This is a genomic window from Flavobacterium sp. SP2 (genome assembly GCF_057626655.1).
Genome location: NZ_JBVHBT010000001.1, coordinates 243,005 through 265,050, shown reverse-complemented (window position 1 = coordinate 265,050; position 22,046 = coordinate 243,005). Strand labels below are relative to the sequence as shown.

At 31.5% G+C, this 22,046-nt stretch carries 24 protein-coding genes and 1 riboswitch; of the genes, 12 read left to right on the top strand and 12 right to left on the bottom strand.

Annotated features, from left to right (window positions below; genetic code table 11):
- Nucleotides 1-32: 32 nt before the first annotated feature.
- The 7 genes from gap to ACZ098_RS01355 form a co-directional block, all read right to left on the bottom strand.
- On the bottom strand, nucleotides 33-1,031 hold the full coding sequence (gene gap, locus ACZ098_RS01385; RefSeq protein WP_487309937.1) for a type I glyceraldehyde-3-phosphate dehydrogenase: 999 nt from the start codon (nucleotides 1,029-1,031) through the stop codon (nucleotides 33-35).
- A complete protein-coding gene (locus tag ACZ098_RS01380; protein ID WP_487309936.1) occupies nucleotides 1,024-1,893 on the bottom strand; it encodes a cation diffusion facilitator family transporter in 870 nt (289 codons plus the stop codon). Before ACZ098_RS01380 ends, gap begins: the two co-directional genes overlap by 8 nt.
- Nucleotides 1,894-1,903: 10 nt before the next feature.
- Nucleotides 1,904-2,773, bottom strand: a complete 870-nt coding sequence (lipA, locus tag ACZ098_RS01375) for a lipoyl synthase (protein WP_487309935.1) — start codon at nucleotides 2,771-2,773, stop codon at nucleotides 1,904-1,906.
- A 195-nt stretch (nucleotides 2,774-2,968) separates the two neighbouring features.
- The gene (locus tag ACZ098_RS01370) at nucleotides 2,969-3,511 is read right to left on the bottom strand and encodes a DUF4252 domain-containing protein (protein ID WP_487309934.1); all 543 of its coding nucleotides are present in this window, start codon (nucleotides 3,509-3,511) and stop codon (nucleotides 2,969-2,971) included.
- Nucleotides 3,512-3,516: 5 nt separating this feature from the next.
- A complete protein-coding gene (locus ACZ098_RS01365; RefSeq protein ID WP_487310524.1) occupies nucleotides 3,517-4,032 on the bottom strand; it encodes a DUF4252 domain-containing protein in 516 nt (171 codons plus the stop codon).
- A gap of 111 nt (nucleotides 4,033-4,143) precedes the next feature.
- The gene (locus ACZ098_RS01360) at nucleotides 4,144-4,629 is read right to left on the bottom strand and encodes a hypothetical protein (protein WP_487309933.1); all 486 of its coding nucleotides are present in this window, start codon (nucleotides 4,627-4,629) and stop codon (nucleotides 4,144-4,146) included.
- Entirely contained in the window at nucleotides 4,616-5,125 is a 510-nt protein-coding gene (locus tag ACZ098_RS01355; RefSeq protein WP_487309932.1) for an RNA polymerase sigma factor, read from the bottom strand. The genes ACZ098_RS01360 and ACZ098_RS01355 overlap by 14 nt, the downstream gene beginning before the upstream one ends.
- A gap of 125 nt (nucleotides 5,126-5,250) precedes the next feature.
- On the opposite strand from ACZ098_RS01355, the gene ACZ098_RS01350 reads away from it, so the two are divergent.
- On the top strand, nucleotides 5,251-6,666 hold the full coding sequence (locus tag ACZ098_RS01350; RefSeq protein ID WP_487309931.1) for a S41 family peptidase: 1,416 nt from the start codon (nucleotides 5,251-5,253) through the stop codon (nucleotides 6,664-6,666).
- A 51-nt stretch (nucleotides 6,667-6,717) separates the two neighbouring features.
- Here the strand turns inward: ACZ098_RS01350 and ACZ098_RS01345 are convergent, their stop codons facing one another.
- Complete coding sequence (locus tag ACZ098_RS01345) at nucleotides 6,718-7,791, bottom strand: YncE family protein (protein WP_487309930.1); 1,074 nt, start codon at nucleotides 7,789-7,791, stop codon at nucleotides 6,718-6,720.
- A gap of 4 nt (nucleotides 7,792-7,795) precedes the next feature.
- Nucleotides 7,796-9,625 carry a TonB-dependent receptor plug domain-containing protein gene (locus ACZ098_RS01340; RefSeq protein ID WP_487309929.1) on the bottom strand — a complete coding sequence of 610 codons (1,830 nt, stop codon included), beginning with the start codon at nucleotides 9,623-9,625 and terminating at the stop codon, nucleotides 7,796-7,798.
- A gap of 30 nt (nucleotides 9,626-9,655) precedes the next feature.
- Nucleotides 9,656-10,035, bottom strand: a riboswitch (cobalamin riboswitch).
- A gap of 65 nt (nucleotides 10,036-10,100) precedes the next feature.
- Here ACZ098_RS01340 and ACZ098_RS01335 point away from each other — a divergent pair.
- The 4 genes from ACZ098_RS01335 (at nucleotide 10,101) to ACZ098_RS01320 (ending at nucleotide 14,848) form a co-directional block, all read left to right on the top strand.
- Nucleotides 10,101-10,943, top strand: coding sequence for a T9SS type A sorting domain-containing protein (locus tag ACZ098_RS01335; protein ID WP_487309928.1), 843 nt, complete (start codon nucleotides 10,101-10,103; stop codon nucleotides 10,941-10,943).
- 25 nt (nucleotides 10,944-10,968) lie between these two features.
- Nucleotides 10,969-12,105, top strand: coding sequence for an ABC transporter substrate-binding protein (locus tag ACZ098_RS01330; protein ID WP_487309927.1), 1,137 nt, complete (start codon nucleotides 10,969-10,971; stop codon nucleotides 12,103-12,105).
- Between the two features lie 179 nt (nucleotides 12,106-12,284).
- On the top strand, nucleotides 12,285-13,310 hold the full coding sequence (locus ACZ098_RS01325; RefSeq protein ID WP_487309926.1) for an iron chelate uptake ABC transporter family permease subunit: 1,026 nt from the start codon (nucleotides 12,285-12,287) through the stop codon (nucleotides 13,308-13,310).
- Between the two features lie 383 nt (nucleotides 13,311-13,693).
- Complete coding sequence (locus ACZ098_RS01320) at nucleotides 13,694-14,848, top strand: MFS transporter (protein ID WP_487310523.1); 1,155 nt, start codon at nucleotides 13,694-13,696, stop codon at nucleotides 14,846-14,848.
- A 13-nt stretch (nucleotides 14,849-14,861) separates the two neighbouring features.
- On the opposite strand, the gene ACZ098_RS01315 is transcribed toward ACZ098_RS01320, so the two are convergent.
- From ACZ098_RS01315 to pyrF, 3 genes are read right to left on the bottom strand one after another with little or no spacing between them, the layout of a single operon-like run.
- On the bottom strand, nucleotides 14,862-15,647 hold the full coding sequence (locus tag ACZ098_RS01315) for an alpha/beta fold hydrolase (protein ID WP_487309925.1): 786 nt from the start codon (nucleotides 15,645-15,647) through the stop codon (nucleotides 14,862-14,864).
- Nucleotides 15,648-15,658: 11 nt separating this feature from the next.
- Nucleotides 15,659-16,468: an ABC transporter substrate-binding protein gene (locus ACZ098_RS01310; RefSeq protein WP_487309924.1), complete on the bottom strand. Its 810-nt coding sequence runs from the start codon at nucleotides 16,466-16,468 to the stop codon at nucleotides 15,659-15,661.
- Nucleotides 16,469-16,483: 15 nt separating this feature from the next.
- Nucleotides 16,484-17,302: an orotidine-5'-phosphate decarboxylase gene (gene pyrF / locus ACZ098_RS01305; RefSeq protein ID WP_487309923.1), complete on the bottom strand. Its 819-nt coding sequence runs from the start codon at nucleotides 17,300-17,302 to the stop codon at nucleotides 16,484-16,486.
- Between the two features lie 163 nt (nucleotides 17,303-17,465).
- Here pyrF and ACZ098_RS01300 point away from each other — a divergent pair, with 163 nt between their 5' ends.
- From ACZ098_RS01300 to ACZ098_RS01270, 7 genes are all read left to right on the top strand, one after another.
- A complete protein-coding gene (locus ACZ098_RS01300) occupies nucleotides 17,466-17,936 on the top strand; it encodes a Dps family protein (RefSeq protein WP_487309922.1) in 471 nt (156 codons plus the stop codon).
- Between the two features lie 109 nt (nucleotides 17,937-18,045).
- The gene (locus ACZ098_RS01295; RefSeq protein WP_487309921.1) at nucleotides 18,046-18,603 is read left to right on the top strand and encodes a helix-turn-helix domain-containing protein; all 558 of its coding nucleotides are present in this window, start codon (nucleotides 18,046-18,048) and stop codon (nucleotides 18,601-18,603) included.
- Nucleotides 18,604-18,608: 5 nt separating this feature from the next.
- Nucleotides 18,609-19,055: a response regulator gene (locus tag ACZ098_RS01290; protein WP_487309920.1), complete on the top strand. Its 447-nt coding sequence runs from the start codon at nucleotides 18,609-18,611 to the stop codon at nucleotides 19,053-19,055.
- Between the two features lie 89 nt (nucleotides 19,056-19,144).
- Complete coding sequence (locus ACZ098_RS01285; RefSeq protein WP_487309919.1) at nucleotides 19,145-20,863, top strand: sensor histidine kinase; 1,719 nt, start codon at nucleotides 19,145-19,147, stop codon at nucleotides 20,861-20,863.
- Between the two features lie 126 nt (nucleotides 20,864-20,989).
- The gene (locus ACZ098_RS01280; RefSeq protein WP_487309918.1) at nucleotides 20,990-21,544 is read left to right on the top strand and encodes a hypothetical protein; all 555 of its coding nucleotides are present in this window, start codon (nucleotides 20,990-20,992) and stop codon (nucleotides 21,542-21,544) included.
- A 17-nt stretch (nucleotides 21,545-21,561) separates the two neighbouring features.
- Nucleotides 21,562-21,714, top strand: a complete 153-nt coding sequence (locus ACZ098_RS01275) for a lmo0937 family membrane protein (RefSeq protein ID WP_487309917.1) — start codon at nucleotides 21,562-21,564, stop codon at nucleotides 21,712-21,714.
- Nucleotides 21,715-21,725: 11 nt separating this feature from the next.
- Nucleotides 21,726-22,001: a YtxH domain-containing protein gene (locus ACZ098_RS01270; protein WP_487309916.1), complete on the top strand. Its 276-nt coding sequence runs from the start codon at nucleotides 21,726-21,728 to the stop codon at nucleotides 21,999-22,001.
- Nucleotides 22,002-22,046 lie beyond the last annotated feature (45 nt).

The window sequence follows — 22,046 nt, the reverse complement described above, 5'->3', positions numbered from 1 at the left end:
GCTGAATTAGTTAGGACTACAAAATAAAGAAATTATTTAGATAATAAGTTAATTAAATCAATAATTCTTGATGAATATCCTATTTCGTTATCATACCATCCAACAACTTTAACCATTTTGTCAATTACCGATGTCAATTGAGAGTCAAATAAGCATGAATTTTTATTTCCAATAACGTCTACTGAAACAATTGGATCGTTGGTATAATCTAAAATCCCTTTAAGATTTCCTTGTGAGGCAAGTAAAAAAGCGGCATTTATTTCTTCTATTGTCACTGCTTTTTTTACGTTAAAAGTAATATCGGTTAGCGATCCATCTGGAACTGGAACTCGAATCCCGCAACCTCCAATTTTTCCTTCCATTTCCGGAAAAATCTTGGTTAATGCTTTGGCAGCTCCAGTAGTTGTTGGCACTATGGACTGACTTGCACCACGCGCTCTACGTAAATCTTTGTGTGGTTGATCGTGCAAACTTTGATCGGTAGTGTACGAGTGAACCGTTGTAATGTAGGCTTGTTCTATGCCACACAAATCATTGATCACTTTTATCATTGGAGCCGCATTGTTGGTGGTACAACTTGCGTTGGAAACTATTTTTTCTGTTCCGTCTAGTATGTGTTCATTTACACCTAAGACTACAGTTTTAATTGAATCAACTTCGGATGGCGCAGACAAAATCACTTTTTTAGCACCAGCAAGTAGGTGTGCATTAATTTCTTCAAATGTTTTAAATTTTCCAGTGCTTTCTACAACAAAATCGATATTTAACGATTCCCAATTTAAATTAGAAATTGATTTTTCATGAAAAAACGTATAGTGTTTTCCAGCAACTATAATTGATTCTTCATCATAGCCGCAATTGAATGGTAAAACTCCATGAATGCTATCGTATTTTATTAAATGTGCCATCGTTCTGTTATCAGCGATATCATTTATGGCAACAACTTCTATGGAAGGATGATTTAATACTAATCTAAAAAGATTTCTACCTATTCTGCCAAAACCGTTTATGGCAATTCGAGTTTTATTCATTGGGTTCAATATGTATCAAAACGTGACCTAATTCGGGTATACGTTCACGTAACGTGTCTTTTAATTTATGTGAGATATCGTGACCTTCTTTCACATTTATGGTTCCGTCAACAATTGCATGAAGGTCTACATGATATTTCATGCCTGATTTTCTAATAAAGCATTTTTCGGTATCAATTACACCAGCTACTTTTTTGGATTCGGTGCGTATGAGTTCGATTAAATCATCATACAAATGCTCGTCCATGATTTCGCCAAGTGCCGGACGAAAAATTAAATAACTGTTGTATAAAATAAATCCTGAGGCAAAAAGAGCTGCCCAATCGTCTGCCGATTCAAAGCCTTTGCCCAAATACAAGGCAACAGATATTCCGATAAACGCTGCAACTGATGTTATTGCATCACTACGATGGTGCCAAGCATCGGCTTTTAATGAAGAACTGTTTGTTTCTATGCTTCGTTTCATGACCAATCGAAACGAGATTTCTTTCCAAATAATGATTAAGCCTAAAATTATTAGTGTCCAAGATTTGGGTAAATCATGTGGTTTCTGAATGTTTAAAATGCTTTCATAAGCAATAATTGTTGCCGATGTGATGAGAAATCCTACGACTAAAAATGTTATTAAAGGTTCGGCTCGTCCATGACCGTAGGGATGATTCTCATCTGCTGGTTTGTTTGAATATTTTATACCAAAAAGTACTAAAAATGATGAAAAAATATCTGTTGTAGATTCGATTGCATCGGCAATTAGCGCGTAAGAATTTCCAAAAAATCCTGCAAGACCTTTTACTATGGCCAAACTGGTGTTACCAATTATACTAAAATAAGTAGCTTTTATGGCCGTTTGTTCGTTGGTCATTTAATTTTTTTTATAAAATATGTTTGGCAGCATGATAAGAGGAGCGAACTAGTGCGCCGCTTTCTACGTGACGAAATCCCATTTCTTTACCAATTTTTTCGTATTTCTCAAATTGCTCTGGAGTGATATATTCTTTAACTGGTAAATGTTTTTTACTAGGTTGTAAATACTGTCCAATAGTTACAATATCTACATTGTTATCACGTAAGTCTTGCATGGTTTGAATTACTTCTTCCTCAGTTTCTCCAAGCCCAAGCATAATTCCAGATTTAGTTCTTTTAATTCCTTTTTCTTTTAAATAGCGCAATACTTCTAGGCTTTTGTCATATTTTGCCTGAATTCTCACTTCGCGAGTCAAACGTCTAACAGTTTCAACATTATGCGATACAACTTCGGGATTGGCTTCTACAATGCGGTCTAAGTTTCTAGTATTTCCTTGAAAATCTGGGATTAGGGTTTCTAACGTTGTTCCAGGATTCATTCTTCTAATAGCTTCGACCGTTTCAAGCCAAATTATAGAACCCATATCTTTCAAATCATCTCTATCAACACTTGTGATAACAGCGTGTTTAATGTTCATAATTTTTATTGAGCGTGCCACTTTTTCTGGTTCGTCCCAATCTACTGTTTCTGGACGACCTGTTTTTACACCACAAAAACCGCAAGAACGTGTACAAATATTACCTAAAATCATGAAAGTTGCAGTTCCTTCACCCCAACATTCGCCCATATTTGGGCAACTTCCCGAGGTACAAATAGTATTAAGTTTATATTTGTCGACAAGAGCACGAAGTTCAGTATATTTTTGACCAATTGGCAATTTTACTTTAAGCCATTTTGGTTTTCCGACAGGTAATGTATTTTCTAAAACCGATTCCATAGAAGTAATTTTTTGAGATGCAAAGATACGAATTATCAATTTAGATTTTAAACTTAAAAAGGTACATTTATGATTTGTTTAGGACTACTTTTTTAGAATTAAAATTGTACTGATTTAGTTAACTTTAAATAGTACAAGTAAAAAAAATGCCTCAATTTCTCGAGACATTTTTCAATTTATAACTAACCCAACCTTTTATTTTTTTAGTAATCCTGTAAGTGATTCCAACTGTTTCATATCGATTTTAGATTGTTGTAAAACCGAAATCATTGTCATTGCATCTTCTGGTTTCATGTCGTTTCCTAATATTCGAACTACTGCAAAACCACTTTCTTTTTGATTGCCAAATACTACAAACTCATTAATGTGATCATCATCGCCAATATAACTTATTGACGCGCCTTGTTTTCCTGATCCAAATTTCATTAACTGTTTGTACGTAACAGTATCCTTCAAAATTTCAACTACTTTTTGCTTTTCAGTATCGTATTTTCCTTTGTCTTTTTGATCCACTTTGAAAGCCAAAACATTCATTTTTTCAAAAGAGGCCAATGCTTTATTTTGTTCAGCTGTTAATTTAGATTTGTCAACATTTAAAATACTAGGAGAAATATCAATGGAAACAAACCCTGGTTTTTCTTGATTTTCAACAAAGTATTTTTGCAAACTTGGTTCTGAGTTACAACTTGTAAAGAACAAACTCAAGGCAATTGCTATGAAAACTATAAACTTCGTCATCACAATTATTTTTTAGATGCTTTTTTCAAATCATCACCACCCGGTAATTTCATCTTGTCGGTTAGAACAGAAAGTTCATCCAAATCAAAGTTTCCAGTTAACGACATTAAGACTGTTTCTTCTTTTCCAGAACCTTCGATGAACATTAAAAGTTCTTTAATTTGAGAATCGGTAGCGCCACTTTTTACATAAATTTTTACGTTTTTACCTTTTTCATTAATTCGCATTAACTCTTCCAAGCCGGCAGTTTTCACAAATTTATCGGCTGTTACTTTCATCTCATCACTTTTTTTGTCGCTTTGAGTTACAAACACTTTTAAGTTATCTAGCTTTTTGATTAATGCTAAGTATTGCTGTGTTTCCTTGTCTTTAGTATCCACTTTACTCATCAAGGTAAACATTTTCTTGTTTACAATAATGGTTGTGATATCGTCTTGGTTGTCAAATTTGTCAAAAACTGATTGACCGAAAAATGTATTAGAGGTTAATACAAAAACTGCAATTAAAATTAATTTTTTCATGATGGTTAAATTGTTTTTTTGGTATTCTTGAATCGTTGATTTCATTGTTTCTATTATTTAGTTGATTGATTTATGCTGAATTCAATTCAGCATCTTTTGATTGATACTCTTTTACTCTTTAAAAATTTTTTCTTTAGAATTTTGATATTCTGTAATGTAATTCACACTTTCGATGCCTGTATTTACATGTTCTGAAATCATTGCCAACGCTTTTTGAGTTTCCTTTAAAGCTTCTTCAGGATTGTCATAAGTTCCATATTCTGATGGAATCGCGTCTTGCTGATTGTTCAAATACATAAAACTTCCAACACCAAGCAAAAGGGTAACACTTGCTGCAACCGATAACCACGCTACATAGTTACGTTTCTTAGTTGTTAATGGTATTGTTCCTGAAACCCGAGGCTTTAAGCCGAACTGATCGAAGCTAAATTGTTCTTCTTTTGCATTAATAAAATGTACAAAAAGCGATTGATATTGCTGTAAATGCTGCGCAACATTGGTAGAAGAAAAATAAGTTTTAAGTTCGTTTTCTTCGGCAATACTTGTTTCGGCTTCAAAGTACTTTTCTAATAAATTTTCTATTCTATCTAATGCCATAATTATGCGTTTTGGTCAAATATTCTCTAATCGTTTTTCTAGCTCTTGAAAGCGCAACTCGAATTGCCGTTTCGTTCATGTCTAATATTTTAGCAATTTCTTCAAATTCGTACTGTTCAATGTCGCGCATTTGAATAATTAATTTTTGCTGTTCTGGCAATTCATTAATCACTTTTTCAACCCATTTCAAACTGTCTTGATCTTCTAGTTTTACTTGTAAGTTTGCTTCGCTGTCGGTATAATTATTATGAACAATAGTCATATTTCCAGCGCGTTTGGACTTCAACTGATCCAAACAATAGTTCTTTGTCATGGTCATTGCCAAAGCTTCGACACTTTTATAATCATCCAAACTTTCGTTTTTCGTCCACAATTTCACAAGAACTTCTTGTGTTGCATCTTGCGCTTCTTCTGTACTTACGAGTAACCGTTTTGCCAGTCTAAAGAGCTTATCCTTAAACGGATTGATTACAGTTATAAACTCGTTTTGATTCATTTTTGATTGGGTTGATTGATGCTTATATAGTAAAGACGAAGCACCTTACTATTTGTTACAAGAAAAAATTATATTTCTGTAATTTTCCTTAAATTTGAATAAAAATACAATAAATCTATCACACAATGAGATTTAAAATTGCTTTAATTCTAGTCTTAACCTTCTTTTTAACAACGAATTGCGATACTAAAGACGATCTTGAAGTACCAGAATCGGTGCAGATAAACGATTTTGTATGGAAAGGAATGAATTTGTATTATTTGTGGCAAAATGATGTTCAAAATTTAGCCGATAATCGTTTCGAAAATCAAAGTCAGTTGAACGATTTTCTAACGCAATATTCCAATCCTTCTACTTTGTTTAATGATTTACGAACAGTTCCATCCTTAGATAGATTTAGTGTAATCTTCAGCAATTACGAAACATTAGAGGGTGTTTTGTCGGGTACAACATTAAATAACGGAGTTGATTATGGACTAAAATTTAAATCAGGAAGTACTACCGAAATTTTTGGTTGGGTTCGCTATATTATTCCCAATTCTGACGCTTCAACCAAAAACATCCAGCGAGGCGCTATTTTTTATGCAGTAAATGGAACTCCGTTAACAATTTCAAATTATCAATCTTTGCTAGCAAATACGAATTACACACTAAATTTAGCAGATTATAATAACGGAGCAATTACACCAAACGGAGCATCGGTAAATTTGACAAAAACCAATTTATCTGAAAATCCAGTATTGATTTCCAACGTAATCAATCAAGGGAATCGTAAAATAGGTTATTTGGTTTATAACGGATTTTTTCCAAATTTTGAATCGCAACTAAATGCTGCTTTTGATAATTTAAAAGCGCAACAGATAACGCATCTAGTTTTAGATTTAAGATACAATTCAGGTGGTTCAATTGCAACTGCGACACGCTTGGCTAGTATGATTACAGGACAGTTTACGAATCAAGTTTTTGCTAAAGAAATTTGGAATGCCAAACTAAATAAATATTGGAACGAAACCAATCCGAGTCAATTGATCAATAGTTTTACAAATACACTTGGTAATGGATCAGCTATTTCAAGTTTGAATTTATCAAATATATATATTCTAACATCAAAAAGTACCGCATCTGCTAGCGAATTAGTTATTAATGGACTCAAACCCTATATTCAAGTAGTGCAAATTGGTGATGTTACAACTGGAAAAAATGTGGGTTCGATTACATTATATGATTCACCAAATTTTAGTAGAGCAAATCGAAGTTCCAAGCACAAATATGCTATGCAACCCTTAGTACTTAAAATTGCTAACAAAGATAATTTTGGCGATTATCAGCAAGGTTTGCAACCTACATTTTCGCAAATTGAAGATTTAGGAAATCTTGGTATTCTAGGAAGTCCAGATGAGCCATTGTTAAATACAGCAATTAATCAGATCATAGCTAGCGGAAAGCAATCGCAAAAGAAAGCAGTTCCAAATTTACAGGATTTTAAAAATTCTAAGGAAATGAATTCATTACAAACCGAAATGTATACCGAATTCAAATAAAAAAATGTCCAAGACTTATTAGTTTTGGACATTTTTGTAAGATTTAAATTACTAGTTATTAAAATAAAAACCTGCAGGAATTACTCCAACTGTATATTCATGTTCGAAAGTTCCGGTAGATGAATAAATGTAAACTTTTCCGTTAGAACTATAATCGTCAGCATCACCAACATAAATTTTATTATTTTCCACTGCAAAACTATAAATACCATAATCTCCTTGCGCTGAAGTTGTAAATAATGGCGTTGTTGGTAAACTAATTTCGTTCAAACCTTTTGAGAAAATAGCATTGTCAACAGTGTAAAAAACTTTGTTGTCTTCAATCACTAAGTTAGAAGGATGCGTTGCCGATGGAAAATTTATCGTATTTGAAACTGTATTATTTGATAAATTAATTTTCACCAAACTTCCAGCTGTTTCTATTGGTCCGTAATAGGGTACTCCACCACAAATTACATACAACGAACCATTTTCAACCTCTAATGAATTGGGAACATCACCAACATTTATAGTAGTTGTTAGTATATTTGTGGAAGCATTAATTACAGAAATTATATTTTCATAATCATATCCACCACCGTGAGCGACATACAATTTGTTCTCATTTTCTACAATACGTTCTGGACCTTCAGCTACTGAAATCGTGCTCGAAACTGCATAGGTAGATAGATTTAAAACGGCAACATAGTCGTCTGAAGGACTTCCACCATCACCCCAATTGGTTACAAATCCTTTTCCATTTGCGAAAGCAATATACCTTGGGTTGTTCAATCCTGTTGAAATTGTGGCAACATGCGCCATGGTGTAACGATTTACAACTTCTATTTTATTAGAATAATTCAGAACTACAAATGCTAAATCTTGATACAAACCAATATCTTGAGCGGTATCACCAAGCGTAATCGTTGGGTTTACCAATGCGAAAATATTGTTTTGTTGCACAGTAAAGTCTTCTGACAAATACGATATCGAAGCATTTCCGTTACCAAAACCACCTTGATTCAAAATCAACACGCCATTGTCGTAAGTACCTAAAGGAGTATCATTTATAGCATCATCATCGCTACAAGAGACAAAAAAAATAGAGCTTACTAAAGCCAAAATAAGAAGTTTACTGAATTTCATTCTATTAAAAATTAAAGGTTAGATTTATTGTATAATTTCTTCCAGGCATCGGACGTGTACTAACACTTTGATAATTTTCGTTGAAAACATTGAGTACATCAAAACCAAGTTGCAAGAATTTCTTTTTTCCAAGTTGATAATCGATTCCTATATTAGAAACAAAGTAATCATTGAGTTTGTAGAAATTATCGGATGAAGTAAATACCGCACCATTATATAAATACTGATAATGCGCCGAAAATTTATCTAATGAATAGGCCAAAGCTGCTGTGAATTTGTGATACGGAACATAAATTAATTGTTTCTTTTTTTGTTCATCTTCCGATATAGTATAAGCATAAGTTGTCGTAAAGTCAAAATGATTTTTACCGATTTTCTTATTGTAATTTAATAGAAATTCAGCGCCATAAGTAGTAACTTTTGCTACATTATTGGGTGTCCAATTACCACCAGAACCTGGCGACCAACGCAATAAATCTTGAATTTTTATGTAATAATTGGTTAGTGAAAAAGTGGTGTTTTTGAATTTGAATTCGTGACCAACTTCAACTTGATAAGAACTTTCGGGTTTTAGATTTAAATTGCCGCTTCCTTGATAATACAAATCGTTGAAGGTCGGAATTCTGTAATTTCGTGAAGCGTTAATCTTTAATTGATAAAATGAAAATGCTGAATAATTGGTTCCAATAGAAAACAAAACCGGACTTTTATAATTATCGGTAATTTCTTTTCGAACTGTAATTTCATATAAAAACTTTTCGAAAAGTTGGTGTTTTAATAATAAAATTCCCGAGCCAATTTGTCTTTTATTTTCGCCAATATCGCTTCCAGAACCTTTGGTTTGAGTAAAGTCTAGAATTGAATTTATTTCAACTTTTGAATTTAATTGATATGATAAATCATATTTTGCAGTTACTGTTTCGGCTTTGGCATCGCTAAAAACTGAAGTTGCAGCATTTTCAAAATACTTATATTTTTCAGACAAAAAAGCCACTTTTACTTTTGATGTAAATCGGTTATAACTTCCAATCCATTCCAATAAATTTCGGGTATTCCAATCGTTGTACTTACTTTTTGAAGGCGCAGCTAGTGTTCCCGAAAAATGACGTTCTCCATCAAATAAATAACTGTATAATTTCAAAACATTTTTAGCATCCAATTTATAACCTAAGTTTAGATTGAAACTGGTGTTGTAAAATTGTCCGTTTTCGTTCTTTTTATTGGTATCTAAATAGTCATAATCGTTATCAGAAGAATTTCTAGAAATACTAATTTGCAAACTAAATTTAGCCGATGCCAACTGCATTTTATAATTTACACCAAGCGTATTAAAACTTCCATAATTGGTTTGAAGTGTATTTTCAAGTTGGTTTCCGAAGTTTAAATCGTTGTTCAAATGTATGCTTCCACCAATGGCGCTACTGCCGTAAACAGAACTTCCACCACCAGCACGAATGGAAATGGAATTAAAATCTTTGGCAGAAATCGTATTGAAATCGGTTTGACCATTAAGCTGTGAGTTGATGTTTATTCCGTTCCAAATAACTGCTGTTTGTTGCGCCGTTGTTCCTCTAAATGAAGCAGACGAAACCATTCCGAGGCCATTTTCCTTAAAATAAATTACCGAATTGTAGTTTAATAAAGTAGTTAACGAAGTTTTGTTATTTGAAAGTATTGAATCGGGAAGTTTAACAACCGATTGCGAATTGGAGAATTTTTTCAGCTGAAGATCTGAAATTAAAACCTCGTTCAATATGGTAATAGAATCCTGTTGTGCACAAATACATTGGCACAGCAACAAAACTGCAAATAAAAACTGCTTTTTTAAAGTCATAATTTCAGAATCTTTTTTCCCGAAGATTCGATATTTGTTATAAAAAAGGCAGGTCTCCTGGCTTGCGTCTTGTTGTTTACCTTCTCATTCGCATATTAAATTTTTGATATTTGATATTAGATTTAAAAAATCGTACCAAATAAATTTTTAAATTTTAATATTAAACTTTTAAATATTTAATATTTGAAATCTAAATTCTAATATTTCAAACAATGGTTTTGTAGTAACAACAAGCTTTATAGCTTACAGTTGCGGGTACAGCTCAGGACTTTAGATTTGAGACTTTAGATTTGAGACTTTAGATTTTTCAATCTTATAATCTGAAAACTGCAATCTGGTTTCTGTTACCTGATTCCCTTTTAATGTGATTTTAATGATTCTAAACCACAACCTTATTTCGAGTGCAAATATAAATTTTTAATAGCAACTATCAAAACATTTTAATATCTTTGAATTATCTGTTAATACGTACGTTATGAAAAAAACTTTACTTTTCATGTTTATATGTTCTTTAGGTTTTGCTCAACAAGTTGTAGAAATACGACTGGTTACTACTTCAATTGGTTATCCGCAAACGCCTGTAACTACTGTAAACAACACGACGGAATCTAACGATGCAACTTTAAATTCAATCCTACAAAATCATAATGTAATAAGCTACATTTTAAAAGCGGCTCATCCCTATCCGAATTATGCTAATAATTATGTCGAAATAAATTGTAACGGTTGTAATTTGAATCAGCTAAAAACTGATTTATTAAATTATTCAAGCGTTGTAGGTAGTTCTAGAGTTACAATTCCTGCTGCTCCCTTTGACAATACGCTTTATATGCAATTAGTAGCTCAAGGAACTATAACTAATTCATCAATTGTTAATGGAACCGTTGTTACAAATGATGCTAATTTAAATCAGGTATTTCAAAATTTTAATGTATTCTATTTGTCACAATATTCAACACAAAGTTATTATGTTGTGTGTAATTGTGATAATTCCCAGCTAAAAACTGCCTTAGATAGTTATACCGCTTTTATCAGTGGGACACAATATGCGTTACCATCATATCTATTAGAAAATCAGAAGTTTAATTATGCAAAAACAGCTGTTTCTCCAAATCCATTCACAAGTAATTTTACGGTAGAAACAGAAAATGATATTGCAAATTATGCTATGTTTGATACTTTAGGAAACCTAATTGTTTCTGCGAACTCAATGCAAGATTTGGATGCAAAAAGTCAAAATTTAAATAGTGGACTTTATATTCTTAGTCTTACTTTTGAAAATGGACAAAAAGCAAGTCATAAATTAGTAAAAAAATAATCTACTTTTGTGAAAAAATCATTTGATGAAAATCACAAAAAACATCTTACATCTTTTTATTGCATTTTCAATATTGGTTCAATGCAATCAAAAAAATGAAATTGCAAGTAAAGTTTCTGCTGAAAATACGGTAAAATACGCCAAAGGTTTCTCAATAGAAAACTTTGAAGGATATTCAATAATCACGGTAAAAAATCCATGGCCAAAAGCTGCTAAAACCTATCAGTACATTCTGAAAGAGAACAATGGAATTGTTCCGGATAGTTTGAATTCATTGGTAAAAATAAATGTTCCTGTAAAAAGTATTGTCGTTACTTCAACAACACACATTCCGTCATTGGAAATGCTAAATGAAGAAAATTCATTAATTGGTTTTCCAGATTTAAATCTTATTTCATCAGATAAAATTCGTGCTTTAATTGATGCTAAGAAAATTAAAGAATTAGGAAATAATCAATCCTTAAATACCGAAGTTTTAATCGATTTACAACCCGAAGTGATTATTGGATATGGCATTGACAACAACAATCCAACTTTAGATAATTTGCAAAAAAGCGGATTAAAAGTGCTATTAAACGGTGATTGGAACGAAGAATCTCCACTAGGAAAAGCCGAATGGATTAAGTTTTTTGGCGCGTTGTATGGTAAACAAAAAGAAGCCAATGAAATTTTTGATAAAATTGAAAACGACTTTCTAAAAACAATCGAAATTGCTAAAAGGGCAACTTCAAATCCTACTATATTAGCTGGTGATATGTTTGAAGACAAATGGTATTTACCTAAGGGAACGAGTTGGGGTTCGCAACTTTTGGCACAAGCCAAAGGCGATTATTTATGGAAAGAAACTTCTGGTACTGGAAGTTTATCATTGTCATTTGAAACTGTTTTAGAAAAAGCAAAAGACGCCGATTTTTGGATTACATCAGGACAGTTTTCATCGTTGAAACAAATGACGGAAGCAAATCTACATTATGAACAGTTTAAGGCGTTTCAAAATAAAAATGTATATTCGTTTACCAGAAAAAAAGGAAAAACAGGCGGTGTTTTGTATTATGAATTGGCTCCAAATCGACCAGATTTAGTACTGAAAGACTTGGTTAAAATTTTACATCCTGAATTGCTTGTAGGTTATGAACCGTTCTTTTTTGAGAAGTTGAAATAGATTTTTTTGACAAGAATCTGCCTTTCGTCAGACAGGTTTCACAAATTTTCACGAAATAAATTGCGCTTATATGTTCACGAATCATCCAACTTAGTCATTTAGACGCAGGAGAAATCACATAATCAAAATCGCTTTATGAGATTCCTCGTTCCTCGGAATGACAAAGAAATAAAATAAAAATGTTCCAAACCCGAAATACAATTCTTTTTTCAATATTGACCTTGCTTTTGCTGGTGTCATTGCTATTGAACATTTCGTTGGGACAAGTTGCCATTCCATTAAATGAGGTTTTTAAAAGTTTGTTGGGTTCGCCTGCAAGCAAAGAAACTTGGGAATACATCATCATCAATTTTAGATTGCCAAAAGCAATTACAGCTATTTTGGTTGGCATTGGATTATCAATTTCTGGATTATTAATGCAAACTTTATTTAGAAATCCCTTAGCCGGACCTTATGTTTTGGGTTTGAGTTCGGGTTCTAGTTTGGGCGTTGCTTTTGTGATTTTAGGAGCATCACTTTTACCTAGTTTTTTATCTGAAATAGTACTTTCATCTTTCGGAATAATTACCGCTTCTTGTATTGGTAGTTTAACTGTTTTACTATTTGTTTTACTGGTTTCCAGTAAATTGCGAGACACTATGTCGGTCTTAATTGTTGGATTAATGTTCAGCAGTTTTGCAGGATCAATCGTATCAGTTTTAACCTATTTTAGTACTGCTGAACAATTACAAAAATTCACTTTTTGGAGTTTAGGAAGCATTGGAAATTTATCTTGGAACAATATTATTTTCTTGTCCAATGCCGTTTTAATCGGATTACTATTGAGTTTGATTTCAATTAAATCGTTAGATGCTTTGCTTTTAGGAGAAAACTACGCTCGAAGCTTAGGTTTAAATATTAAAAAATCAAGGCTGGTGATCATATTCGCAACCAGTATTCTAGCAGGAAGTATCACTGCGTTTGCCGGACCAATTGCTTTTATTGGATTGGCAGTTCCACATTTGGCAAAATTACTTTTTCAAACCAGTAATCATAAAACATTATTTTTTGGGACGATTTTAATTGGAGCAATAATCATGTTGTTTTGCGATATGGTTTCGCAAATGCCTGGTATGGATTTTACTTTACCAATCAATGCGATAACTTCAATTGTAGGTGCGCCAGTTGTGATATGGCTTTTATTGAGAAAGAAAAGTTTGCTATAATTATTTAAAATTCAATAGAACGTAATTATATATCATTTCTTTATTCATAAATGTAAATGAATAATTAAAGCAAATTTTAAATATATTTTCTATACAAATTTTATTCTGTAAAAATTTAATAATCAATAACATAAGAATAACATTGCCTTAACATATTTATTTGTTTATACTTTAGATATTTGCAAAGTAATAAATGAGGATTTATTAATTTGGTTAGGTTAGTTAGAAAAAAATGTCACGTCTTTTGGGCGTGACATATTTTTTTTAACTAATTTTTATCCTAGCATTACTTCTATTTATTCTAAAATGTGTAGTACTTTTGCCGCTTCAAATTTTTGAAATGAATTCTAAAAAATTAAAGCAAAATTTGAATTACAGCGATGATAAAAAAAAGTCTTATAGCATTAGCATTTGGTGGCCTTGCAATTGGAATGACCGAGTTTACTATGATGGGTATTTTGCCCGATATTGCTAAAAACTTAAGTATAGATATTCCAACCGCTGGGTTTTTGATTGCAGTCTATGCAATTGGTGTGGTTGTTGGCGCTCCAATATTAGTGTTGTTCACGGGTAAATATCCACCCAAAAAAGTACTTCTGTTTTTAATGATTTTGTTCATAGTTTTCAATGGTTTGTTTGCCATTGCACCTAATTTCAATACGCTATTATTATCTAGATTTATGTCTGGTTTACCGCACGGTGCATTTTTTGGTGTCGGAAGTGTTGTTGCATCAAAGTTGGCTGATAAAGGAAAAGAAGCGCAAGCCATTTCAATAATGTTTACAGGAATGACCGTTGCCAATTTGGCTGGCGTGCCGCTAGGAACATTTATTGGACATTACTTTTCATGGCGTTACACCTATATATTTATAAGTTTATTGGGTTTGGTAACTTTTGTTTCCATTCATTATTGGTTGCCTAAAATAAACGTAAATGAACACGGAAATTTATTCGGACAATTAAAATTTTTTAAACGTATCGATGCATGGTTACTTGTTGCAATAATTTCAATTGGAACTGGTGGTCTTTTTGCTTGGATAAGTTATATTGCTCCAATGGTGACCAATGTTGCTCATGTTAATCCTGATAATGTACCTTTGATAATGGTTTTGGTTGGATTAGGTATGTTTTTCGGAAATTTAATTGGCGGCAAATTAGCCGATACCATAGCGCCTACAAAAGCGGCAATTTTATGCTTTTCGATGATGGTAGTTTGCTTACTTGTAGTTTATTACACAGCTCATTTAGTATTTATGGCTTATTTTATGTCATTTTTAACTGGATTAGTAGCTTTTAGTATCGGATCGCCATTGCAAATGATGCTTATTACTACTGCTAAAGATGCTGAAACCTTGGCAGCTGCAGCCGGTCAAGCAAGTTTTAATATAGGAAATACGTTAGGTGCTTTTTTTGGTGGAATTCCTATTGCTATGGGTTTCGGTTATAATTCTCCAGTTTTAATTGGTGTTTTTATGGCATTTTTTGGAGTTGTGTTATCACTTGTTTTCTTAAAGAAATACGCGATTAAAAATTCGTGAGAAATTACATTTTTTAATGATTTTTAATAAAATCTATGGTTGCCGTATTGAAAATTGACGCTTGTTCTATATTCACCACATGACCACAATTATTGATAACCAGTAATTGAGAATTTGTATAATGATCTGCAACAACCTTTTTGACCGATGGTAAAAACATATAATCTTGTTCGCCCATCACATAAAATGTTGGAATATTTAATTCTTTTTGTCTGAAATATTTTAATAACGGATTTATTTCGGAAGTAAGTTTAAACCATCTAATAAATTCTTTTTGATATAATTTTTTGGCTTCATTTATAAACAATAATCGAGATGTTTTATGATTTTTGTTTGGCATTATTACAAATGCAAATAATTTATAAAGTACTAAATAGGGTAGGACGTATTTGAAAATTGTACCCAATTTCATCAAAATTTGGGATCTAAAATTCATCTTTAAAATAGCACCACCGAGTACCATACTTTGTACTTTTTCGGGTTTCATTTCACCTATTTGTCTGATAATTATACTTCCGAGTGAAATACCAATGAAATGAGATTTAGTAATTTGTAAAAAATCTAAGACTTCTAGTACATCTTCGGCAATCGATTGAAATGTATATTTTTGTAGAAACGGCTTTTGAACTCTTTTTTGATCTGAATTTCCATGACCACGCAAATCAACAATAAGTAGATTGAAATGTTTTTGAAATTCACGAATTTGTTTGAACCAAATCGATGCACTTCCGCCAGCACCATGAATAAAGGTTACCCATTCAGATGAATTTTCGTTAGTGTAAGTAGTGTAGGCAATCAATCGTAAGATTATTAATTCATGTTATGTATTCTTTCCTGTAAATTTTTAAAATAAGCTACCGCTTTTAATAACCTACTTCCGTGCCATGAAAAGTATTCGCCATCGACAAAAATTGTAATGGCATGATGGGTAAAACGACCGATTTCGAAGGCATGCTCATCTTTAAACGGAAAGGGTTCTGATGATAGCAGTACCAAATCTGGATCGCCTTGGATTCTTATTTTTTGAATTATAATTTCAGGATAGCGTTCTTCTCTTTTTTGATATATGTTTTCGAATCTATTTAACTTCAACAATTCGTTGATGTAGGTGTTATTTCCTGCTACCATATACGGATTTGCCCAGATGAAATACGCTACTTTTTTGAGCGATTTGTTTGCAATATAGTGTTTAAAATCGCTCAGTGCGAACTCAATTTTATCAATCCATTTTTGTGCTTCGATGCGCTTATTAAAGATTTGACCAAAATCAGCAATCATTTCTAAATTACTTTCAATCGTCACAATATCGGTTACCCAAACCGTACAAATTGATTGTAATTGTTCTACTATTTCTTTAGTGTTTTCCTCTTTATTTGCAATTATAATATCGGGTTGTAAGGCTTTTATTTTTTCGTAGTTGATGTTTTTAGTTCCGCCTACAATAGTTTTGGTTGCTTTTAAATGAAAGGGATGAACACAAAACTTTGTGATACCTACAATACTATTTTCTAGACCTAGATCACATAAAAGTTCAGTTTGAGAAGGTACTAATGAAACTATTTTTTTGGGAATATTTTCAAAATTGTGTAGTGTTCCAAATTGATCTTTTAACTGTCTCATTTTTTTGAATTGATTTTATAATGAGGTCAAAATACCAGACATTTCAAGTTGTATTTTTTGTGCTTCTTCTCTTGCTTTTTCTGCAAAATCAGTTTCGGTAGAAGCATAAATTATACCTCGTGAAGAATTAATTAAGAGACCAATATCTTTGTTCAATCCAGATTTACAAACTTCTTTAAGACTTCCTCCTTGAGCGCCAACTCCGGGAACTAATAAAAAACTGTGTGGTATTATTTTTCTAATTTCTGCAAAATATTCTGCTTTGGTAGCGCCAACAACATACATTAAATTTTCAGAGTTGTTCCATTTTTTGGAAGTTTCAATTACAGTTTTATACAATTCTTGTCCGTCATTGTTTTTTGTCTGAAAGTCAAAAGCACCTTCATTGGAAGTTAGAGCCAACATGATGGTATGTTTAGTATCAAATGCTAAAAACGGTTCGACCGAATCTTTTCCCATGTATGGTGCAACGGTTACACTATCAAATTGTAAGTCTTCAAAAAATGCTTTGGCGTACATAGTTGATGTATTTCCAATATCACCACGTTTGGCATCGGCAATCGTAAAAATTTCGGGATAGTTTTCGTTAATGTATTGAATTGTTTTCTGTAATGACTGCCAACCTTTTATTCCGTACGCTTCATAAAATGCGGTATTTGGTTTGTAAGCTACACACAATTCGTGAGTTGCGTCAATAATGGCTTTATTGAATTCAAATAAGGGATCTTCTAAAGCCAATAAATGTTTCGGAATTTTATTGATGTCGACATCTAAACCAATGCATAAAAAAGATCTTTTTAAACGAATTTGGTCAATTATTTCTTGTGTTGTCATTTGTTTTTAGTTGTGGTGTAAAGGTATGAAAGATTGTCCTGTTAGTAAAGCAAATTAAATACAAAGTAATCATATAAATCAAAACCGAAATTATATAACACCAATGCATCGTAGTTCAAATAATTTTGTTACTAAATTTAAAATAACATAAAACAAAGCTATTATGAAACCAAACATTGGATTGACTCAAAAAAAATTAGATACTAGTAGTAACATATTATCAGTAGTATTAGCAGATGAAATGGTTTTATACACCAAAACAAGAAAATTTCATTGGAATGTTTCTGGAAATAGTTTTATGGAATTACACAAATTATTTGAAGAACAATATACTGCTCTTGAAGTAATTATTGATGATACTGCCGAAAGAATAAATCAGCTTGGAACAAAAACGATAGGAACTTTTAAAGAATTTTTAGAACTGACGAATTTAACTGAAAACCCTAATGTTTATCCAAATCAGAAAGAAATGCTAAACGAATTGTTAGCTGATAATGAGAAAATCATTCAATATTTAAGAGAAAATATCGGAACCTGTGATGAAAATGATGATGCTGGAACAGCAGATTTTTTGACTGGATTGATGAAGACTCACGAGAAAAATGCTTGGATATTAAGAAGGTATTTGAGTTAATGAATTAGAATTAACAATTGTTTAATTTCAAACTATCTAAATTTTTATTTGGATAGTTTTTTTTGTAGAAATTTCAATACATTTACACCTTACTTAGACAAAACAATTGATGAAACTATACTTAAAATTTGACTTTAATAAAATCGCAAAAATTGCGCTTGAAAAGCAATTAGAACACTATAAAATTAAATATAAAACTATTTCATTTGGAGAAATTGAAGTACTGGAACGTGTTTCAGATGAAAATTTTTCAGAATTACAATCGAGCTTAAACGATTCTGGCATTGAAATTGTAGAGAACCAAAAAAGTATTCTTGTACAAAAAATAAAAGATACAATTATTGAAATGGTTCATTCGCCAGAAATTGTAAATGTCAAAAGTTCTGTATATCTTGCAGAAAAGTTGAACCACAGTTATGGCTATATTTCCAATTTATTTTCGGAAGTAACCTACACATCAATTGAGAATTTTATTATTATTCAAAAAATAGAGCTTACCAAACAGCTAATTATTGCTGGAGAGTTAAGTTTGACTGAAATAGCTTACCAGTTAAGTTATTCCAGTGTAGCCCACTTGAGTACTCAATTTAAAAATACAACTGGTATCACACCATCCGCTTTTCAACGCATTATTGCAAAGCGTAAAGAAATTGCCTCTAAAAAATAAACTATATGCAACAAGATTATGTACATATTATATTAGCCGATGACGATCAAGACGATAGAGATTTCTTTTCTGAAGCGTTTGAAGAAATAAAAATCAAAACCAAGTTGAATCTTTTCAATGATGGTCAACAGCTAATGAATTATTTACTTCAAACAGATTGTGTTTTGCCTAATATTTTGTTTCTTGATTTAAATATGCCATTAAAATCGGGTATTGAATGTCTGCACGAAATAAAGCAAAACGATCATTTAAAAGACATTGCCATTGCGATTTATTCAACTTCAGCATCGGATGAAGACATTGAAGAAACTTTTGTAAATGGAGCCAATATTTATATCAAAAAGCCCAACGACTTTAATACGCTAAAAAAAGTTTTAAACGACGTAGTAACAATCAATTGGCAGTATCAAACTTCTGGATTGAATAAAGAAAATTTTTTACTTAAGATGTAATGATAAGAAGTATCGTTAAATTAAAATTTATACATTCTTCCCTTTTTTACAAGATACTTTTTGTGATATCATTAAGTATTTTGTTGTTTATGTCATCTATAACTTACAAGCATTTAAATAATTTATCCAAATCTACCGACGACGTTGTTCACAGTTATAAAATTACGTTAGAACTTGAACAAATGATGTCGCATATTAAAGACGCCGAAACAGGTATTCGAGGATTTATTATTACAAGAGATTCACTTTTTTTGGAACCTTACAACGGCTCTTTAGAAAAAGTGAATAATTGTTTCATTCGATTAAAAAAATATACTAAAAATAACAAACAGCAATATTCTAATTTAAGTACTTTATATCTTTTAATAAACAAACGATATGAAGATTTTAATTACAGCATCAAGAATAATGTTGGATTTGAATTATCAGGAGACAATAAATTTGATAAAAATTTTATTTTGGGTAAAGTGGTTATGGATTCTATTCGTGATCAAATAAACAAAATGATTGCTATTGAAAATGAGTTTCTAAAAACTAAAAATGAAGCCTACGCCTACCAAATTTACATCACGCCAATCTTTACCATTACGATAGTAATTTTGACTTTAGTATTGATCATCTTATCTTTTATAAAAATCAATACCGATGTTAAAAGACTACAAGACGCTAACGATTTACTTATGTTTTCTAAAGAGTCTAGCGATCAGGCCGAAATCATAGGCAATTACAGTAGTTGGGTTTGGAACTTAGACACTGGAAAAATGATTTTTTCAGATAACCAATACCGATTATTAGGATGTGAACCACAAGAGTTTGAACCAGTTCCAGGATCAACCTTAAAATATATACATCCCGAAGATTTACCGCTTATTGAAGAATCTTTAAAAAATGTGCACGAAAAACAAGTTTTACCAACTATAGAATACCGTGTAATTCGAAAAGATAATGGCGAAATTAGATTTTTAAAATCAGTTGGAAAGATGGTTTTGAACAGTCTTGGTCAGCGCAACATCATTGGAACTAATTCGGATATTACGGCAGAACATCTTGCTAGTATAGAAATGCAAGAACGTAATCTCGAGCTCGAACGAAGTAATAACGAATTGGCTTCTTTTAACCATGTTGCCAGTCACGATTTGCAAGAACCTTTGCGAAAAATACAAACATTTATTTCTAGATTTTCAGATGTTGATAAAGCCAATTTATCTGAAAATGCACGCGGTTATCTTACTAAAATTGAAGATTCATCTTCACGAATGCGCGTTTTGATTGATGATTTATTATTGTTTTCAAGAACTAATAAATCAGAAAAAGTTTTTAATGAAACTAATTTAAATGAACTTCTTGAAAATTCTAAGCAAGAATTTTCACAAGTTATTTCAGATAAACAAGCTACAATTACAAGTGAAAATTTGCCAACTACAAATGTTATTACCTTTCAAATTCAACAGTTGTTTAATAACTTGATAGGAAATTCGCTTAAATATTCTAAAGTTAATGTGCCAGTAAAAATTCATATCACAAGTGAAGTTGTTACCGACAGCGATTATCCAATTTTAAATTCTAAGAACAACGATAAATATTATAAAATAGCCTTTCAAGATAACGGAATGGGATTTGAACCAGAGTTTTCTGAAAAAATATTTGTTTTGTTTAATCGTTTACATCCTATAAATGAGTTTCCTGGCACTGGAATTGGACTTACAATTTGTAAAAAAATTGCCGAAAACCATAAAGGCTTTCTTATAGCCGAAGGCAGACCACAGGAAGGTGCTACTTTTATACTTTTTTTACCCAAAAACTCGTAATTTTTTTTCTATTTGGCACTGATTTATAAGTTATTCATGGTAATAATATAACGATTTATAAATATCATGTAACGACCTAATCTTAGCTTTTTTGCAATTTTGTAATGTGAAAAGGATAAGAAAGAAATGAAAAAATTTAAATCATTTAGAAACTTAGTGTTAAGCTTTATTGGTATAGTTTTAATTCTAGCTACTTACTCTTCATGTCGTTTTTTTAATAAAGATAATTCGGTGTTTCCTGTTAAAGAAACTGTCGATAGAGAAGAAGAAAAAATCGCTCAATTTTTAGTTAAAATTTCAAGTTCAAATTTTAAAATTTTGCAGCTGTCAAATTTTACACAACAAATAGATGCTTCTCACGAGTTAAAATATTTTTTTATAAATCAAGAAAAGCAGATTGTGTTGTTGCAATCAGAGATTAATAAAATTGCAGAAAATAAATTGGTAACACTACCAATATTAAATTTTAAAAATTTTGATAAAAATAAATTTAATAAGAAGGATGAAGTGACTCTTATAGAACAACTTATAAATGAATTACAAGCTGAAATTCAATTATTTGAAAATATTCATAAGATTACAAAAGATAGCGAAATTGTTTCTTTTCAAACCAAGTTTCTTCCTCAAATAAAAAATATTTTGGAAGATGCTTCTCAACTAAAAGTCAAATTATATAAATAAACTAAATTTAAAAAACTATGCAAAACTTACTTTACACAATCGCAGTTATTCTTGTTATCTTATGGGCTTTAGGCTTCTTTGTTTATAGTGCAGGTAATATCATTCACATTTTATTAGTTATTGCTGTTATTGCAATTTTACTAAGATTAATTAGAGGAAAAGGTGTTTAAAAATAAAAATTATGAAAGCTAACAACGTATTATTAGGATTTATTGGCGGTATTGCTGCTGGTACAGTTTTAGGAATTTTATTCGCTCCAGATAAAGGTTCAGAAACTAGAAAAAAAATTGCTTCTAAAGGAAACGGTTTTAAAGATGAGATCAAATCAAAAATTGATAATTTGTCAAGTAAGTTTGCTAAACAAGTTGATTCGGCTCAAGAAAAAGGTGACGAATTGATTGCAGAAGGAAAGTCAACAATATCACAAATTAACAAAGATATTGTAGAGCAATTATAAAATAAAAAAGCTAGAAATTATTTCTAGCTTTTTTATTTTTAAGAA

Excerpts from the sequence above, each read along its gene's own strand:
- ACZ098_RS01325 (WP_487309926.1), top strand. The coding sequence starts at position 12,285 with ATGTTCCAAACCCGAAATACAATTCTTTTTTCAATATTGACCTTGCTT.
- ACZ098_RS01370 (WP_487309934.1), bottom strand. The coding sequence starts at position 3,511 with ATGACGAAGTTTATAGTTTTCATAGCAATTGCCTTGAGTTTGTTCTTT.
- ACZ098_RS01275 (WP_487309917.1), top strand. The coding sequence starts at position 21,562 with ATGCAAAACTTACTTTACACAATCGCAGTTATTCTTGTTATCTTATGG.
- ACZ098_RS01365 (WP_487310524.1), bottom strand. The coding sequence starts at position 4,032 with ATGAAAAAATTAATTTTAATTGCAGTTTTTGTATTAACCTCTAATACA.
- ACZ098_RS01310 (WP_487309924.1), bottom strand. The coding sequence starts at position 16,468 with ATGAGACAGTTAAAAGATCAATTTGGAACACTACACAATTTTGAAAAT.
- ACZ098_RS01340 (WP_487309929.1), bottom strand. The coding sequence starts at position 9,625 with ATGACTTTAAAAAAGCAGTTTTTATTTGCAGTTTTGTTGCTGTGCCAA.
- ACZ098_RS01335 (WP_487309928.1), top strand. The coding sequence starts at position 10,101 with ATGAAAAAAACTTTACTTTTCATGTTTATATGTTCTTTAGGTTTTGCT.
- lipA (WP_487309935.1), bottom strand. The coding sequence starts at position 2,773 with ATGGAATCGGTTTTAGAAAATACATTACCTGTCGGAAAACCAAAATGG.
- pyrF (WP_487309923.1), bottom strand. The coding sequence starts at position 17,302 with ATGACAACACAAGAAATAATTGACCAAATTCGTTTAAAAAGATCTTTT.
- ACZ098_RS01360 (WP_487309933.1), bottom strand. The coding sequence starts at position 4,629 with ATGGCATTAGATAGAATAGAAAATTTATTAGAAAAGTACTTTGAAGCC.
- ACZ098_RS01345 (WP_487309930.1), bottom strand. The coding sequence starts at position 7,791 with ATGAAATTCAGTAAACTTCTTATTTTGGCTTTAGTAAGCTCTATTTTT.
- ACZ098_RS01330 (WP_487309927.1), top strand. The coding sequence starts at position 10,969 with ATGAAAATCACAAAAAACATCTTACATCTTTTTATTGCATTTTCAATA.
- ACZ098_RS01300 (WP_487309922.1), top strand. The coding sequence starts at position 17,466 with ATGAAACCAAACATTGGATTGACTCAAAAAAAATTAGATACTAGTAGT.
- ACZ098_RS01280 (WP_487309918.1), top strand. The coding sequence starts at position 20,990 with ATGAAAAAATTTAAATCATTTAGAAACTTAGTGTTAAGCTTTATTGGT.
- ACZ098_RS01285 (WP_487309919.1), top strand. The coding sequence starts at position 19,145 with ATGTCATCTATAACTTACAAGCATTTAAATAATTTATCCAAATCTACC.
- ACZ098_RS01350 (WP_487309931.1), top strand. The coding sequence starts at position 5,251 with ATGAGATTTAAAATTGCTTTAATTCTAGTCTTAACCTTCTTTTTAACA.
- ACZ098_RS01380 (WP_487309936.1), bottom strand. The coding sequence starts at position 1,893 with ATGACCAACGAACAAACGGCCATAAAAGCTACTTATTTTAGTATAATT.
- ACZ098_RS01355 (WP_487309932.1), bottom strand. The coding sequence starts at position 5,125 with ATGAATCAAAACGAGTTTATAACTGTAATCAATCCGTTTAAGGATAAG.
- gap (WP_487309937.1), bottom strand. The coding sequence starts at position 1,031 with ATGAATAAAACTCGAATTGCCATAAACGGTTTTGGCAGAATAGGTAGA.
- ACZ098_RS01270 (WP_487309916.1), top strand. The coding sequence starts at position 21,726 with ATGAAAGCTAACAACGTATTATTAGGATTTATTGGCGGTATTGCTGCT.
- ACZ098_RS01295 (WP_487309921.1), top strand. The coding sequence starts at position 18,046 with ATGAAACTATACTTAAAATTTGACTTTAATAAAATCGCAAAAATTGCG.
- ACZ098_RS01290 (WP_487309920.1), top strand. The coding sequence starts at position 18,609 with ATGCAACAAGATTATGTACATATTATATTAGCCGATGACGATCAAGAC.